15 protein-coding genes are annotated in these 14,367 nt (G+C 71.9%); 8 read left to right on the forward strand and 7 right to left on the reverse strand.

What is annotated here, in order from left to right; all coding sequences use genetic code 11:
• Nucleotides 1-14 precede the first annotated feature (14 nt).
• The 8 genes from rapZ to ACPOLA_RS01715 all read left to right on the forward strand — a co-directional run bounded on the left by rapZ (nt 15) and on the right by ACPOLA_RS01715 (nt 6,769).
• Nucleotides 15-884 (forward strand): RNase adapter RapZ, encoded by an 870-nt coding sequence (gene rapZ / locus ACPOLA_RS01680; RefSeq protein ID WP_435768621.1) that lies wholly within the window; start codon nt 15-17, stop codon nt 882-884.
• 7 nt (nt 885-891) lie between these two features.
• Nucleotides 892-1,881 carry a gluconeogenesis factor YvcK family protein gene (locus tag ACPOLA_RS01685; RefSeq protein ID WP_435768622.1) on the forward strand — a complete coding sequence of 330 codons (990 nt, stop codon included), beginning with the start codon at nt 892-894 and terminating at the stop codon, nt 1,879-1,881.
• A 97-nt stretch (nt 1,882-1,978) separates the two neighbouring features.
• Nucleotides 1,979-2,965 carry a DNA-binding protein WhiA gene (gene whiA, locus ACPOLA_RS01690; RefSeq protein WP_435768623.1) on the forward strand — a complete coding sequence of 329 codons (987 nt, stop codon included), beginning with the start codon at nt 1,979-1,981 and terminating at the stop codon, nt 2,963-2,965.
• A gap of 118 nt (nt 2,966-3,083) precedes the next feature.
• Complete coding sequence (gene gap / locus ACPOLA_RS01695) at nt 3,084-4,082, forward strand: type I glyceraldehyde-3-phosphate dehydrogenase (RefSeq protein ID WP_435768624.1); 999 nt, start codon at nt 3,084-3,086, stop codon at nt 4,080-4,082.
• A gap of 5 nt (nt 4,083-4,087) precedes the next feature.
• A complete protein-coding gene (locus ACPOLA_RS01700; protein ID WP_435768625.1) occupies nt 4,088-5,293 on the forward strand; it encodes a phosphoglycerate kinase in 1,206 nt (401 codons plus the stop codon).
• Nucleotide 5,294: 1 nt separating this feature from the next.
• Nucleotides 5,295-6,098, forward strand: a complete 804-nt coding sequence (tpiA, locus tag ACPOLA_RS01705; RefSeq protein WP_435768626.1) for a triose-phosphate isomerase — start codon at nt 5,295-5,297, stop codon at nt 6,096-6,098.
• A gap of 27 nt (nt 6,099-6,125) precedes the next feature.
• Nucleotides 6,126-6,362: a preprotein translocase subunit SecG gene (gene secG, locus ACPOLA_RS01710; RefSeq protein ID WP_435768627.1), complete on the forward strand. Its 237-nt coding sequence runs from the start codon at nt 6,126-6,128 to the stop codon at nt 6,360-6,362.
• Nucleotides 6,363-6,409: 47 nt separating this feature from the next.
• Nucleotides 6,410-6,769 (forward strand): RNA polymerase-binding protein RbpA, encoded by a 360-nt coding sequence (locus ACPOLA_RS01715; RefSeq protein ID WP_435768628.1) that lies wholly within the window; start codon nt 6,410-6,412, stop codon nt 6,767-6,769.
• A gap of 12 nt (nt 6,770-6,781) precedes the next feature.
• Here the strand turns inward: ACPOLA_RS01715 and ACPOLA_RS01720 are convergent, their stop codons facing one another.
• The 7 genes from ACPOLA_RS01720 to tkt are packed head-to-tail and all read right to left on the reverse strand — an operon-like array spanning nt 6,782 to nt 14,322.
• Nucleotides 6,782-6,964 carry a hypothetical protein gene (locus ACPOLA_RS01720; RefSeq protein ID WP_435768629.1) on the reverse strand — a complete coding sequence of 61 codons (183 nt, stop codon included), beginning with the start codon at nt 6,962-6,964 and terminating at the stop codon, nt 6,782-6,784.
• 20 nt (nt 6,965-6,984) lie between these two features.
• Nucleotides 6,985-7,110 carry a methionine/alanine import family NSS transporter small subunit gene (locus tag ACPOLA_RS01725; RefSeq protein ID WP_435768630.1) on the reverse strand — a complete coding sequence of 42 codons (126 nt, stop codon included), beginning with the start codon at nt 7,108-7,110 and terminating at the stop codon, nt 6,985-6,987.
• Entirely contained in the window at nt 7,107-8,642 is a 1,536-nt protein-coding gene (locus ACPOLA_RS01730; protein WP_435768631.1) for a sodium-dependent transporter, read from the reverse strand. Before ACPOLA_RS01730 ends, ACPOLA_RS01725 begins: the two co-directional genes overlap by 4 nt.
• Nucleotides 8,643-8,685: 43 nt before the next feature.
• Nucleotides 8,686-9,429 carry a 6-phosphogluconolactonase gene (gene pgl, locus ACPOLA_RS01735; RefSeq protein WP_435768632.1) on the reverse strand — a complete coding sequence of 248 codons (744 nt, stop codon included), beginning with the start codon at nt 9,427-9,429 and terminating at the stop codon, nt 8,686-8,688.
• The gene (locus ACPOLA_RS01740) at nt 9,426-11,066 is read right to left on the reverse strand and encodes a phosphoglucose isomerase-related protein (protein WP_435768633.1); all 1,641 of its coding nucleotides are present in this window, start codon (nt 11,064-11,066) and stop codon (nt 9,426-9,428) included. The genes pgl and ACPOLA_RS01740 overlap by 4 nt, the downstream gene beginning before the upstream one ends.
• Nucleotides 11,063-12,169: a transaldolase gene (gene tal / locus ACPOLA_RS01745; RefSeq protein ID WP_435768635.1), complete on the reverse strand. Its 1,107-nt coding sequence runs from the start codon at nt 12,167-12,169 to the stop codon at nt 11,063-11,065. The genes ACPOLA_RS01740 and tal overlap by 4 nt, the downstream gene beginning before the upstream one ends.
• 41 nt (nt 12,170-12,210) lie before the next feature.
• Nucleotides 12,211-14,322, reverse strand: a complete 2,112-nt coding sequence (gene tkt / locus ACPOLA_RS01750) for a transketolase (RefSeq protein ID WP_435768637.1) — start codon at nt 14,320-14,322, stop codon at nt 12,211-12,213.
• Nucleotides 14,323-14,367: the final 45 nt, after the last annotated feature.

Consider the following 14,367-nt stretch of genomic DNA (forward strand, 5'->3'; position numbering starts at 1 on the left):
GGGACAATGGCCCCATGACTGAGAGCACGCCCGGCCAGCTCGTCGTGGTCACCGGGATGACCGGAGCCGGCCGGAGCACGGCGGCCAAGGAGCTGGAGGACCTCGGCTTCTACGTCGTCGACAACCTCCCGCCGAGCCTGGTGCCCGACGTCGTGCGGCTGGTCGACGACAGCCACGGCCGCGCCCAGCCGGTGGCGGTCGTGGTCGACGTGCGGTCCGGCTCCTTCTTCCACGGGCTGCGCAGCACCCTCGCGCACGGCGTGACCGGTCGGGACACCACGCTGGTGTTCCTCGACGCCATCGACGAGGTGCTCGTCCGCCGGCAGGAGGCCGCTCGGCGCCCGCACCCGCTGCAGCAGGGTGGTCGCCTGCTCGACGGGCTCCAGCGGGAGCGGGTCGTGCTCGGCGACCTGCGGGCCGACGCGGATCTCGTCATCGACACCAGCAACCTCAACGTCCACCAGCTGACCGACCGCATCGCCGAGGCGTTCGGGACGGCCGAGACCACGCGGCTGCGGGTCACCGTGATCAGCTTCGGCTTCAAGTACGGCATCCCGGTCGACGCCGACTACCTGGCCGACATGCGGTTCCTGCCCAACCCGCACTGGGTGCCGGAGCTGCGGCCGCACACCGGGCAGGACGCCGACGTGGCCGAGTACGTCCTCGGCCGGCAGGGGGCCGCGGAGTTCCTGGACGCCTACGTCCCCCTGCTCGCCGGCGTGGCGGAGGGCTACATCCGGGAGGGGAAGCGGTTCATGCGGGTCGCCATCGGCTGCACCGGCGGCAAGCACCGCAGCGTGGCGATGAGCACCGAGATCGCGCGCCGCCTCTCCGAGCGGGGGTACGTCGCCCGGGCGATCCACCGCGACCTCGGTCGGGAATGATCGCCCGGTGACCTCCGACCTCGCCCGCCCGTCGCAGCGCGCCCAGGCAGTGGTCGCCCTCGGTGGCGGGCACGGACTGCACGCGTCCCTCAGTGCGCTGCGCATCCTGCACGACGACCTGACCGTCGACTCGCTGACCGCCGTGGTGACCGTGGCCGACAACGGCGGCTCCTCCGGCCGGCTGCGCGGCGAGTTCGGTGTGCTCCCGCCCGGGGACCTGCGGATGGCGCTCGCGGCCCTGTGCGGCGACGACGACTGGGGCGTCACCTGGGCCGGCGTGCTGCAGCACCGGTTCGCGGGCGAGGGCGAGATGCGCGGACACGTCGTGGGCAACCTGCTGATCGTCGGGCTCTGGGAGCTGCTCGGCGACCACGTCGAGGCCCTCGACCGGGTGGGCCAGCTGCTCGGCGCGAAGGGCCGGGTCCTCCCGATGGCGCTGACCCCGATGGACATCACCGCCGAGGTGCGCGGCCTGGTGCCCGACGACCCCGACGCGCTCACCACCGTGCGCGGGCAGGTCGAGGTGGCGACGACGGACGGCGTGATCACCTCGATCGCGCTCGACCCGCCGGCACCCGAGGTGAGCCCCGAGGTGGTCAGCTCGATCGGCGAGGCCGACTGGGTCGTGCTCGGCCCCGGTTCGTGGTTCACGTCGGTCCTGCCGCACCTGCTGGTCCCACGCCTGCGGGACGCGCTGGTCAGCACCGACGCCCGGCTGCTCGTCGTACTCAACCTGGCGGAGCAGGCGGGGGAGACCGGCGGGTTCGGCCCGGCCGACCACCTCGCCGTCCTGGCCGAGCACGCCCCCGACCTCGCGATCCACACCGTCCTCGCCGACCGCGAGTCCGTGGGGGACGACCTCGCCGACCTCGAGGAGACCGCGTCGGCGCTCGGCGCCCGACTCGTCGTCGACGACGTCGCGATGGGCGACGGCACGCCGCGGCACGACCCCGCCAAGCTGGCCGCGGCGTACGGCCGGATCCTGGCCACCGGCTGAGCGGTCCCGGTGCCCGTGGACGGGCCGACGACTGGGCCGACGACTGGGCCGACGACTGGGCGCGAGGGTTGTTGACCAGCGTGGGAGGATCCTCCTCATGGCGATGACTGCTCAGGTCAAGGCGGAGCTGTCCAGCACACCCGTCACCAAGGTGTGCTGCCGCAAGGCGGAGGTCGCCTCGACGCTCCGCTTCGCCGGGGGCCTGCACATCGTCGGTGGCCGGATCGTGGTGGAGGCCGAGCTCGACACGGGCGCGGCCGCACGCCGGCTCCGCAAGGACGTCGCCGAGATCTACGGTCAGAGCTCCGACGTGGTCATGGTGCAGGGCAACGGGATCCGCAAGGGCAGTCGCTACATCGTGCGCGTGGTCAAGGACGGCGAGGCCCTGGCCCGCCAGACCGGGCTGCTCGACCAGCGCGGCCGCCCGGTCCGCGGACTGCCGCCGGCCGTCGTCTCCGGTGGAGCGTGCGACGCGGTCGCCGCCTGGCGGGGGGCGTTCCTCGCGCACGGATCCCTCACCGAGCCCGGCCGGTCCTCGTCCCTGGAGGTGACCTGCCCCGGCTCGGAGGCGGCGCTGGCGCTCGTCGGCGTGGCCAGGCGGCTCGGCATCCAGGCCAAGGCCCGGGAGGTGCGCGGCGTCGACCGGGTGGTGATCCGCGACGGCGACGCGATCGGCCAGCTGCTCACCCGCCTCGGCGCCCACGAGACGCTGATGGCGTGGGAGGAGCGGCGGATGCGCCGGGAGGTCCGCGCCACCGCCAACCGGCTCGCGAACTTCGACGACGCCAACCTGCGCCGCTCGGCGCGGGCCGCCGTCACCGCCGGCGCACGCGTCGAGCGGGCGATGGAGATCCTCGGCGACGAGGTGCCCGACCACCTGCGGATGGCGGGCGAGCTCCGGCTGCAGCACAAGCAGGCGTCGCTCGAGGAGCTGGGGCAGCTGCACGACCCCGTGTTGACCAAGGACGCGATCGCCGGCCGGATCCGGCGCCTGCTCGCCATGGCCGACAAGCGCGCCGAGGACCTGGGCATCCCCGACACGGAGGCGTCGCTGACTCCGGAGATGCTGGCCGGCGACAGCTGACCGCGAGCGCCCTGCTCCGACGGCCGGGCTGTGACCGGGGTCACCCCCGGAGCCGTCGCCGCACAGCGGGCCGGTAGGGTCGGAATCCCGTAGGTTCCGCTCTCCCAGGAGGCTTGCTGTGACCGTTCGTGTAGGGATCAACGGCTTCGGCCGTATCGGCCGCAACTTCTTCCGCGCCGTGCGCGCGAGTGGGGCCGACATCGAGATCGTCGGCGTCAACGACCTCACGGACAACGCCACGCTGGCGCACCTGCTGAAGTACGACTCGATCCTCGGCCCCCTCGACGCCGAGGTCAGCTCGTCGGAGGACGCGATCGTCGTCGGCGGCAGCGAGATCCGCGCCTTCGCCGAGCGTGACCCCGCCGCCCTCAAGTGGGGCGACCTGGGCGTCGACGTGGTCGTCGAGTCGACCGGCTTCTTCACCGACGCGACGCAGGCCCGCGCGCACGTCGACGGCGGGAGAGCCAAGAAGGTGATCATCTCCGCGCCCGCCAAGAACGAGGACATCACGGTCGTGATGGGCGTCAACCACGAGCTCTACGACCCCGCGGCGCACACCGTCATCTCCAACGCCTCGTGCACCACCAACTGCCTGGCGCCGATGGCCAAGGCGCTCAACGACGGCCTGGGCATCGTCAAGGGCCTGATGACGACGGTGCACGCCTACACAGCCGACCAGAACCTGCAGGACAACATCCACAAGGACCTGCGCCGGGCGCGGGCCGCCGCGCTCAACATCGTGCCGACCTCCACCGGCGCGGCGAAGGCGATCGGCCTCGTGCTCCCCGAGATGAAGGGCAAGCTCGACGGCTACGCCCTGCGCGTGCCGACGCCGACCGGATCGCTGACCGACCTGTCGTTCGAGGCGTCCCGCGAGACGTCGGTCGACGAGGTCAACGAGATCGTCAAGGCAGCTGCCGACGGGCGCTTCCTGGTCTACTCCACCGACCCGATCGTGTCGTCCGACATCGTCACCCACCCCGCGTCGTGCATCTTCGACGCGCCGCTGACGAAGGTCATCGGCAACCAGGTCAAGGTCGCCGGGTGGTACGACAACGAGTGGGGCTACTCCAACCGCCTGGCCGATCTCATCGTGCACGTCGGCGCTACGCTCTGACACTCGTGAGCGACTACACCGGACTCGACCAGGACTTCCTCCGGAGCAGCAGCGGCAAGCGGGTCCTCGTCCGCTCGGACCTCAACGTCCCTCTCGAGGACGGGCGGATCACCGACGACGGGCGGATCCGGGCCAGCGTGCCCACGATCAAGGCGCTGGCCGACGCGGGGGCGCGGGTCGTGGTGGTCGCGCACCTCGGTCGGCCGAAGGGCGCCCCGGACCCGCAGTACTCGCTCGCGCCGGTCGCCGAGCGCCTCGGTGAGCTGCTCGGCGCCGACGTCGCGTTCGCCAACGACACGGTGGGCGAGTCGGCGCGCTCGGTGGTCGGGTCGCTGGGCGACGGCCAGGTCGCCGTGCTCGAGAACGTCCGCTTCAACGCCGGCGAGACCAGCAAGGACGACGCCGAGCGTGGCGCGTTCGCCGACCAGCTCGCCGGCCTGGCCGACGCCTTCGTCTCCGACGGGTTCGGCGTCGTGCACCGCAAGCAGGCCAGTGTGTACGACGTCGCGCAGCGGCTCCCGCACGCGATGGGCGGGCTGGTCGCGGCCGAGGTCGACGTGCTCCGGCGGCTGACCGTCGACCCGGAGCGCCCCTACGTCGTGGTGCTCGGCGGCTCCAAGGTCTCCGACAAGCTCGGCGTGATCGACAACCTGCTCGGCAAGGCCGACAAGCTGCTGATCGGCGGCGGGATGGTGTTCACCTTCCTCCGGGCCCAGGGCTTGGAGGTCGGCAAGAGCCTTCTCGAGGAGGACCAGCTCGACACGGTCCGCCGCTACCAGGAGCGGGCCGCCGAGCTCGGCGTCGAGATCGTCCTGCCGACCGACATCGTGGTCGCCGACAGCTTCGGCGACGAGGCGTCCGCCCGCGTCGTACCCGCCGACGCGATCCCCGCTGACACGCTCGGCCTGGACATCGGTCCCGAGTCCGGCAAGGTGTTCGCCGCCGCGCTCGCCGACGCCCGGACCGTGTTCTGGAACGGTCCGATGGGCGTCTTCGAGCAACCGGCGTTTGCCGAGGGCACCCGCGCGGTCGCCGACGCGCTCACCCGTGTGGAGGGCCTCTCGGTCGTCGGCGGCGGGGACTCGGCGGCGGCGGTGCGCAGGCTCGGCTTCGACGAGCAGTCGTTCGGGCACATCTCGACCGGTGGTGGCGCCAGCCTCGAGTACCTCGAGGGCAAGGAACTCCCCGGCATCACGGTTCTGGAGGACTGACATGGTCGCGCACGGCACCCGCACCCCGCTGATGGCGGGCAACTGGAAGATGAACCTCAACCACGCCGAGGCGGTGGTCCTGGTCCAGAAGCTGGCGTGGACGCTGTCGGACAAGCGGCACGACTTCGCGAAGGTGGAGGTGGCCGTGCTGCCGCCGTTCACCGACATCCGATCCGTGCAGACGCTCGTGGACGGCGACCGGCTGCAGATCCGGTACGGCGCGCAGGACGTCTCGATGCACGCCGGCGGCGCCTACACCGGGGAGATCTCCGCGGCGATGCTCGCGAAGCTGGGGTGCTCCTACGTCGCGGTCGGCCACTCCGAGCGCCGCCAGCACCACGGGGAGACCGACGAGGTCGTCAACAAGAAGGCGAAGGCGGCGCTGGGGGAGAAGATCACGCCGATCGTCTGCGTCGGGGAGGGCCTCGACGTCCGCCAGGCCGGTGAGCACGTGCCGCACACGATGGCGCAGGTCGACGGCTCGCTCGCCGGCCTCAGCAAGAAGCAGGTCGCCGGGCTGGTGATCGCCTACGAGCCGGTGTGGGCGATCGGCACCGGCGAGGTGGCGACCCCCGAGGACGCCCAGGAGGTGTGCGCGGCCATCCGCGGGCAGGTGCGGGAGTCGTTCGGCGACGAGGCCGCCGACGCGGTGCGCATCCTCTACGGCGGGTCCGTCAAGGCCGCCAACGTGGCAGGCATCATGGCGCAGCCCGACGTCGACGGAGCCCTCGTGGGCGGCGCCAGCCTCGAGGCGGACGAGTTCGGCGGGATCTGCCGGTACTACGACATGCCGGTGCTGTCCTGACCGGACCCCTGACGTAGGATTCCAGCCGTGTCGACGCTCCTCACTGTCCTGCTCGTGATCACGAGCCTGCTGCTCATCCTCCTGGTGTTGCTGCACAAGGGACGGGGCGGCGGGCTCTCGGACATGTTCGGCGGCGGCGTGTCGAGCTCGCTCGGCGGGTCGTCGGTCGCCGAGCGCAACCTCGACCGGTTCACGGTCGGGGTCGGCGTGATCTGGTTCGCGTGCGTCATCGCACTCGGCCTGCTGCTGGCTTATCAGAGCTGAACAACTGCGACCGGCCCTCGTGGGTCGACTGAGCTGAGGAGAGTCCGTTGGCTGGTGGTGGGAACGCGATCCGCGGTAGCCGTGTGGGTGCCGGGCCGATGGGGGAGGCCGAGCGCGGCGAGGCTGCCCCCCGGCAGGCGGTGACGTACTTCTGCGCGCACGGGCACCGCTCCGTGATCACCTTCTCCGTCGAGGCGTCGGTGCCGGACTCCTGGGACTGCCCGAAGTGCGGCCTGCCGGCCGGCCTGGACTCGGAGAACGCGCCGCCGGCGCCGAAGATCGAGCCCTACAAGACGCACCTGGCCTACGTGAAGGAGCGTCGCTCCGACAAGGAGGCCGAGGTCATCCTGGACGAGGCCATCCAGCTGCTGCGATCGCGCCGCAAGTCCGGCGAGATCATCTTCTGAGCCCCGGGCGGGTCAGCCTGACGCACTCGAGGACCTCGCTGCCCTCGACCGCCGCGACCAGCTACCCCGCGGGAACCAGTAGTGCGTCGACGCCGGCCACAGGTCGACGTCGAAGCCGGTGAACCCGCCGTCGGGGTCGGCGGTCGACAGCCACCGGAGATCCTCGGCGGCGTCCTGCACGCGGCGCAGGGTCAAGGCTTGCAGGCCGCTCGGGATCAGAGGTCGCGGTGGACGTCGTCCGGTGGCAGCTCGTGCTGGTTGAGTCGCACGATCGCCACCACGAGGCCACCCCACAGGATGGCCATCGCGACCAGCATCAGGATCACCGCATCGGCGCTCATCGCAGCTCCTCCGTCCGGTCGTAGGGTTCCTCGAGCGGTGTCTCGGGCCGCCAGCGCACCAGGCTGGCCAGCACTGCGAAGACGATCACGGCGACGGCGCTGCCCCAGCCCAGCACGTTGAGCATCCAGCCCGGATAGCCGCCGTACGGCTCGTCGAGGTCGGTGATGAGCGCGTCGACGAGCACGTAGCCGAGGGCGACCGGGGCGATCAGCCCGACCAGCGCGTACCAGACGGGGCCCAGCTTCAGCGAGCCGTGGATGTTGAGGTGGGCGGCCAGCCCCGGCAGCGCCCGGATCAGCCAGGCCACCACGACCATGCTGACCACGGCGACCAGGAGGATGCCGAACTGGTTCATGAAGTGGTCCACGATGTCGAGGACGTGGAGGCCGCTGGTGGTGCTGAAGAGCACCAGGCTGATCAGCGCAGCGGGGACACCCACCACCATCGAGGCGCCGACCCGGGTCATCTCGAACTTGTCGCGGACGGCGGAGATGACGACCTCGATCACGCTGACGAGCGAGGTCAGCCCGGCGATCACCAGCGACCCGAAGAACAGCACGCCGATCAGCGCTCCCGCCGGCGCCTCGCTGATCAGTGCGGGGAAGACGATGAACGCGAGACCGATGCCGCCCTGCACCACCTCGTCGACCGCCACGCCCTGGGCCTGCGCCATGAAGCCGAGCGCGGCGAAGACGCCGATGCCCGCGAGCAGCTCGAACCCGGAGTTCGCGAAGCCGACGACCAGCCCGGAGCCCGGCATGTCGGTGCGCCGGTCGACGTACGACGCGTAGGTGATCATGATGCCGAAGCCGATCGACAGCGAGAAGAAGATCTGGCCGAACGCCGCTGACCACACCCCGGGCTCGGCGAGAGCCTCCCAGCTGGGGGAGAAGAAGGCGTCCAGACCCATGGTCGAGCCGTCGAGCGTCACCGCGCGGATCACCAGCGCGACGAAGGCGAGGACGAGGACCGGGATGAAGAACAGCGACAGCCGGCCGATGCCCTTCTGCACCCCCAGCGCCATCACGGCGAGCACGGCGAGCCACACGAGAGCGAGCGGCACCAGCACGCCGACCACGATGTCGGCGGTGATGCCCGGGTCGCTCACCTCGAGGAACTCGCCGGCGAAGAACGCCTCCGGCTCGTCGCCCCAGGCCTCGGTCACCGAGAACACGGTGTAGCGCAGCGCCCACGCGATCACCGCGGCGTAGTACACCGCGATCAGGAAGCAGATCGCGACCTGCCACCAGCCCAGGAACTCGGTGCCCCTGCGGAGCCGTGCGAACGAGAGCGGGGCGGAGCCGCGGTGACGGTGCCCGAGCGCGTAGTCCATGAAGAGGAACGGCAGGCCTGCCGTCAGCAGGGCGACGAGGTACGGGATGAGGAAGGCGCCGCCGCCGTTCTCGTAGGCGACGTAGGGGAAGCGCCAGATGTTCCCGAGCCCCACGGCAGACCCGATGGCTGCCAGGATGAAGACCGTCCGGGTGTTGAACGCGCCGCGTCGTTGGGCGTGGTCGACTGTCGTGGTCATCCTGACATCGTGGTGGGTTCGGCCGTCCGGGGCAAGGACCGCGTCACGCGCGCGAGGCGGCCGCCGAGTCCAGGAACCACGTGGTCTCGTGCGCGCCGCGCACACCGCGGGCCGGTGTCTCCTCGATGCTGCCCTCGTCGGCCAGCGCGCGGGCGACCGCTTCGGCCTTGCCCTCGCCGCTCACGACGAACCACACCGCGCCGGCCCGGTTGAGCACGGGGAAGGTCAGCGAGACGCGCTCGGGGGGTGGCTTGGGCGAGTCGGTGACCCCGACGGCGGCGTCGTCGGTCATCGAGAGGTGCGGAAGACCGGGGAACAGCGAGGCGACGTGGCCGTCGGGACCGACGCCCAGCATCATCACCAGGAAGTCCTCGCCGCGGCTCAGCAGCAGCCGGTCCACCTCCGCGGCGTAGGCGCGGGCCGAGTCGGCCACGGAGCCGACCTCGTCGGCCGGCGGGGCGGTGTGGACGCGGTGGTCGGGCACGCCGAGCTCGTCGAGGAAGGCCGCGCGGGCCTGGGCGACGTTGCGGTCGGGGGAGTCGGCCGGGACGAACCGCTCGTCGCCGAACCAGAACTCCACCGCGCCCCAGTCCACGCCGGCGCCCGGCGCGTGGTGGGTGACGGCTCGGTGGATCGCCTCGGCGATCGAGCCACCGGTGAGGCAGACGTGCGGCACGGTGCCGGCGGCCTGGGCGTCGGCGATCCGGTTGAGGAGCTCACCGGCGACCGCCGTCGCCAGCGCGTCGGGGTCGTCGTGGACCTCGACGAGCGGAGGTACGTCGTTCATCGCAGCAGCTCCGTGACAGCCTGCATCGCACCCGGCTCGGTCAGGTGCAGGCGCAGGACGGGGCGTCCCTTGTCCGCCAGCACCTGCCCGTCGCCGACCGCCTGGGAGAGCAGGAACTCGTGGAAGGTGAACGGGCGGCCGGGGATGTCCAAGTCCTGCACAGCGTCCCCGGTGATCTGCAGGTAGACGCCGGTCGAGGGGCCGCCCTTGTGGTACTGCCCGGTCGAGTGGAGGAAGCGCGGACCCCAGCCGAAGGTCACCGCCCGGCCGGTGCGCGCGGCGAGGGTGCCGCGGACCGAGGCCAGGGGCGCGTCGCGCAGCCGGTCGAGATAGGCCTGGACTGCCAGGTAGCCCCGGTCGGGATCGAGCCGGGCGAGGAGCGCCTCGACGGCGGCGGCCGCGGTCGTCGTACCGTCGGGAAGCCAGCCGGGCGACGCGAAGACGGTGATGGCCCCGTCGGTGAAGGTCGGGGTCGGCGGCTCGCCACCGCCCTCGAGCATGGCGCGGGCGGCCGCCTTGGCCGACTCCACGTCGGGCTGGTCGAACGGGTTGATCCCGATCACCCGGCCCGCGACGGCCGTGGCGTGCTCCCACAGCAGCAGCTGGGCGCCGAGCGGGCCGTCGACCGCCGCACTCCAGCCGGAGGCGGGGGTCACGTCGTCGAAGGGGAACCGCGGTCCCACGGCGGCGAGCAGCTCGTCGGGCCGGCTGGGATCGAAGTCCGGCGCGGCCACCGACTCCACCACGACGGGCAGGATCCCCTTGCCGTCCTTGCCGGTGGACTCGGCGACCAGCTGCTCGGCCCAGTCGCCGAAGCCGGGATGGGCGGAGCCGGCGTCGGCGAGGACCAGCTTGTCCACGCCGGCCAGGTTGGCGGCGCCGAGGAGCGCGCCCAGCCGGAGTCCGGGGTTCGTGGGGTCGTCGGCCTCGAGGGCGGGCCGGGCCGACTCGGCCTCGTCGAGGAGCCGGGCGATGTCGGCACCGGCCAGTCCGCTCGGCACCAGACCGAAGGCGGTCAGCGCGGAGTAGCGACCACCGACGTCGGGATCGGCGTGGAAGACGCGATATCCGGCCTCGGTCGCCGACTTCGACAGGGGCGAGCCGGGGTCGGTGACGACCACGATGCGCTCGGCAGGATCGATGCCCGCGTCGCGGAACGCCTGCTCGTAGGCCCGCCGCTGGCTGTCGGTCTCGACGGTGCCGCCGGACTTGCTGGAGACGACGACGAGGGTCCGCTCGAGGCGGTCGGCGAGGGCCGAGCGCACCATGTCGGGGTCCGAGGAGTCGAGCACCGTCAGCTCGACGCCGGCGGCTTCGCAGATCACCTCGGGAGCCAGGGACGAGCCGCCCATGCCGCAGAGCACGACCCGGTCGAGACCGGCCCGCAGCCTCTCCTCGCGGAGCGCGGCGATCTCGTCGACGAGCGGGCGCGAGGTGGCCGGCAGCGCGACCCAGGCCAGCCGCACGGCCGCCTCGGCCTCGGCGGCGTGCCCCCACAGGGTGGGGTCCTGTGCCGCCAGGCGCGAGGCGACGCGGTCGGCGACCAGCCCGTCGAGCGTGGCGGCGAGCTCCGCCTCGTCGGGACATCCGAGCCGCAGCTCCACCCCTGTCTCCGCGGCCGTCCCGCCAGAGGTCATCGGGTGACCGCCTCCATCTGGCCCTCGACCGTCTCGACGAGCTCCGTCCACGACGCCTTGAACTTGTCCACGCCCTCGCTCTCCAGGGCGAGGAACACGTCGTCGAGGTCGACGCCGACCGCGCTGATCCGGTCGAACACCTCCTGGGCCTCCTCGGCCCGGCCCGACACCTGGTCGCCCTTGACCTCGCCGTGGTCGGCGAACGCCATCAGGGTCTTCTCCGGCATCGTGTTGACGGTGTCGGCGACGACGAGGTCGGTGACGTAGAGGGTGTCGGGGTAGTCGGGGTTCTTCACACCGGTGGACGCCCACAGCGGACGCTGGGGGTGCGCGCCGTCGGCGGCGAGCGCCTGCCAGCGCTCGGAGGAGCACACCTCCTCGAAGGCGGCGTAGGCGAGCTGGGCGTTGGCCACGGCGGCCTTGCCGCGCAGCCCGAGGGCTTCGTCGCCACCGATCTTCTCGAGCCGCTTGTCGATCTCGCTGTCGACCCGCGACACGAAGAACGAGGCCACCGAGCGGATGGTCGCCAGGTCCACGCCGGCGGCCTTCGCCTTCTCCAGGCCGGCGAGGTAGGCGTCCATCACGGCGCGGTAGCGCTCCACGGAGAAGATCAGCGTCACGTTGACGCTGATCCCCGCGGCGATGACCTCGGTGATGGCGGGGAGCCCCTCCAGGGTGGCGGGGATCTTGATCAGGGCGTTGGGACGGTCCACCGCGGCCCAGAGGGCCTTCGCCGACGCGATCGTGCCGTCGGTGTCGTTGGCCAGCAGCGGCTCGACCTCGATCGACACCCGGCCGTCGTCGCTGGTCGACCCGGCGACCGGAGCCAGCACGTCGCAGGCGTTGCGCACGTCGTCGGTGGTCAGGGCGAAGATCACCTCGTCCACCGACCTGTCGTCGGCGACGAGAGAGCGCACCTGCTCGTCGTACCGCTCGCCGTCGGCGATCGCGCTCGCGAAGATGGTCGGGTTCGTCGTCACGCCGACGACGGACTTCTCCTTCACGAGCTGCTCGAGGTTGCCGGTCTCGATCCGCTCCCGGGAGAGGTCGTCGAGCCAGATGGACACCCCCGCGTCAGCGAGGGCCTTCAGTCGATCACTCATGAATCCTCCTCGTAGTGCTCCTGCGGGGGTGGTACGGCGGCTCAGGCCTTGCCGGCCGCCTCGATGCTGTCCCGCGCCGCCTGGGCGACGGCCTCGGGGGTGAAGCCCAGCTCGGTGAAGATCCGGGCCCCGTCGGCGGACGCGCCGAAGTGCTCGAGGCTGACCATCCGGCCGGCGTCGCCGACGTACTCGCGCCAACCCAGCCGGAGGCCGGCCTCGACGCTGACGCGGGCCTTCACCGTCGGTGGCAGGACCTCGTCGCGGTAGGCCTGGGTCTGCTGCTCGAACCACTCGATGGACGGCATCGAAACCACCCGGGCGCCGACGCCCTCGGCGGCGAGCAGCTCGCGGGCCCGGACGGCGAGCTGCACCTCCGAGCCGGTGCCGATCAGGATCACGTCGGGCTCGCCGCCCTCGGCGTCGAGGAGGACGTAGCCGCCCTTGGCGACACCCTCGGTCGTCGCGAAGCCCTGCTCGCCGCGGGGAAACGTCGGGACGGCCTGGCGGCTGAGGATCAGGCCGGCCGGACGGTCGGTGTTGCGCAGGACCTGGAGCCAGGCGGCCGCGGTCTCGTTGGCGTCGGCCGGCCGGACCACGTCGAGGCCCGGGATCGCGCGGAGCGCCCAGAGGTGCTCGACCGGCTGGTGGGTCGGGCCGTCCTCGCCGAGGCCGATCGAGTCGTGCGTCCAGACGTAGACGACCGGCACCTGCATCAGCGCGGCCACCCGGACGGCGCCGCGCATGTAGTCGGAGAAGGTCAGGAAGGTGCCGCCGAAGACGCGAGTTCCGCCGTGGACGGCGATGCCGTTCATGATCGCGCCCATGCCGTGCTCGCGGACGCCGAAGTGGATCACCCGACCCTGGTGCGGGTCGCCCTGCCACTCCTCGACGGACCGGTCACGCGGCAGGAACGACGGCGCGTCCTTGATCGTGGTGTTGTTGGAGCCGGCCAGGTCGGCCGAGCCTCCCCACAGCTCGGGAAGGACGGGCGCGATCGCGTTGATCACCTTGCCGGACGCGGCACGGGTGGCGACGCCCTTGGCGTCGGCCTCGAAGGCCGGCAGCGCCGCCTCGATCCCGTCGGGCAGGGCGCGCGCTCGCATCCGTCGCAGCAGCGCGGCGCCCTCGGGGTGGGCGGCCGCCCAGGCGTCGTACTGCTCCTGCCACTGCGCCGCCCAGGCCTTGCCGCGCTCGACGAGCGAACGGGTGTGGGTGAGCACGTCGTCGGGGACCTCGAAATCCTTCTCGGGGTCGAAGCCGAGGATCTGCTTGGTGGCGGCCACCTCCTCGGCCCCGAGCGCGGAGCCGTGCGCCGCCTCGGTGTTCTGGGCGTTCGGCGCCGGCCACGCGATGACCGTCTTGAGCACGATCAGCGAGGGCCGGTCGGTGACCGCGTCGGCGGTCCGCAGCGCCTCGTGGAGGGCCGGCACGTCCTCCTCGTAGTTGGCCAGGTCGGAGTGGTCGGTGCCGGTCCAGTCGACGGTCTGCACGTGCCAGCCGTAGGCCTCGTAGCGCTGGGCGACGTCCTCGTTGAGGGCGATCCGGGTGTCGCCCTCGATCGAGATCCGGTTGGCGTCGTAGATGACGGTGAGGTTGCCGAGCTGCTGCGTGCCGGCGATCGACGACGCCTCGCTGCTCACGCCCTCCTCGAGGTCACCGTCGGAGGCGATGACGTAGATGCTGTGGTCGAACACGGACTCGCCGTCGCCGGCATCCGGATCGAGCAGGCCGCGCTCACGCCGCGACGCCATCGCCATGCCCACGGCGTTGGCGAGGCCCTGGCCGAGCGGGCCGGTGGTGACCTCCACCCCGGCGGTGTGGCCGTACTCCGGGTGCCCGGGTGTCTTGCTGCCCCAGGTCCGCAGGCTCTGCAGGTCGGACAGCTCGAGGCCGAAGCCACCGAGGAAGAGCTGGGTGTAGAGGGTGATCGAGCTGTGGCCCGCGCTCAGCACGAACCGGTCACGGGCGATCCAGTTCGGGTCGGCGGGGTCGTGCCGCATCACCTTCTGGAACAGCAGGTAGGCGGCCGGCGCGAGGCTCATGGCGGTGCCGGGGTGGCCGTTGCCCACCTTCTGCACGGCGTCCATCGCCAGCACCCGTGCGGTGTCGACGGCCCTCCGGTCCAGATCGGTCCACTCCAGATCCGCAATCATGGTGTCGAGCCTACTCAGCGCAGTGGCATGGCCGACACCGGCTGG

This window comes from Nocardioides proteolyticus, from assembly GCF_051280635.3.
GTDB lineage: Bacteria > Actinomycetota > Actinomycetes > Propionibacteriales > Nocardioidaceae > Nocardioides.

What these genes read in the sequence shown, in the direction of transcription:
- tkt (WP_435768637.1), bottom strand. Translation starts at nt 14,322, where the DNA reads ATGATTGCGGATCTGGAGTGGACCGATCTGGACCGGAGGGCCGTCGAC.
- tpiA (WP_435768626.1), top strand. Translation starts at nt 5,295, where the DNA reads ATGGTCGCGCACGGCACCCGCACCCCGCTGATGGCGGGCAACTGGAAG.
- pgl (WP_435768632.1), bottom strand. Translation starts at nt 9,429, where the DNA reads ATGAACGACGTACCTCCGCTCGTCGAGGTCCACGACGACCCCGACGCG.
- rapZ (WP_435768621.1), top strand. Translation starts at nt 15, where the DNA reads ATGACTGAGAGCACGCCCGGCCAGCTCGTCGTGGTCACCGGGATGACC.
- ACPOLA_RS01725 (WP_435768630.1), bottom strand. Translation starts at nt 7,110, where the DNA reads ATGAGCGCCGATGCGGTGATCCTGATGCTGGTCGCGATGGCCATCCTG.
- ACPOLA_RS01740 (WP_435768633.1), bottom strand. Translation starts at nt 11,066, where the DNA reads ATGACCTCTGGCGGGACGGCCGCGGAGACAGGGGTGGAGCTGCGGCTC.
- ACPOLA_RS01730 (WP_435768631.1), bottom strand. Translation starts at nt 8,642, where the DNA reads ATGACCACGACAGTCGACCACGCCCAACGACGCGGCGCGTTCAACACC.
- whiA (WP_435768623.1), top strand. Translation starts at nt 1,979, where the DNA reads ATGGCGATGACTGCTCAGGTCAAGGCGGAGCTGTCCAGCACACCCGTC.
- tal (WP_435768635.1), bottom strand. Translation starts at nt 12,169, where the DNA reads ATGAGTGATCGACTGAAGGCCCTCGCTGACGCGGGGGTGTCCATCTGG.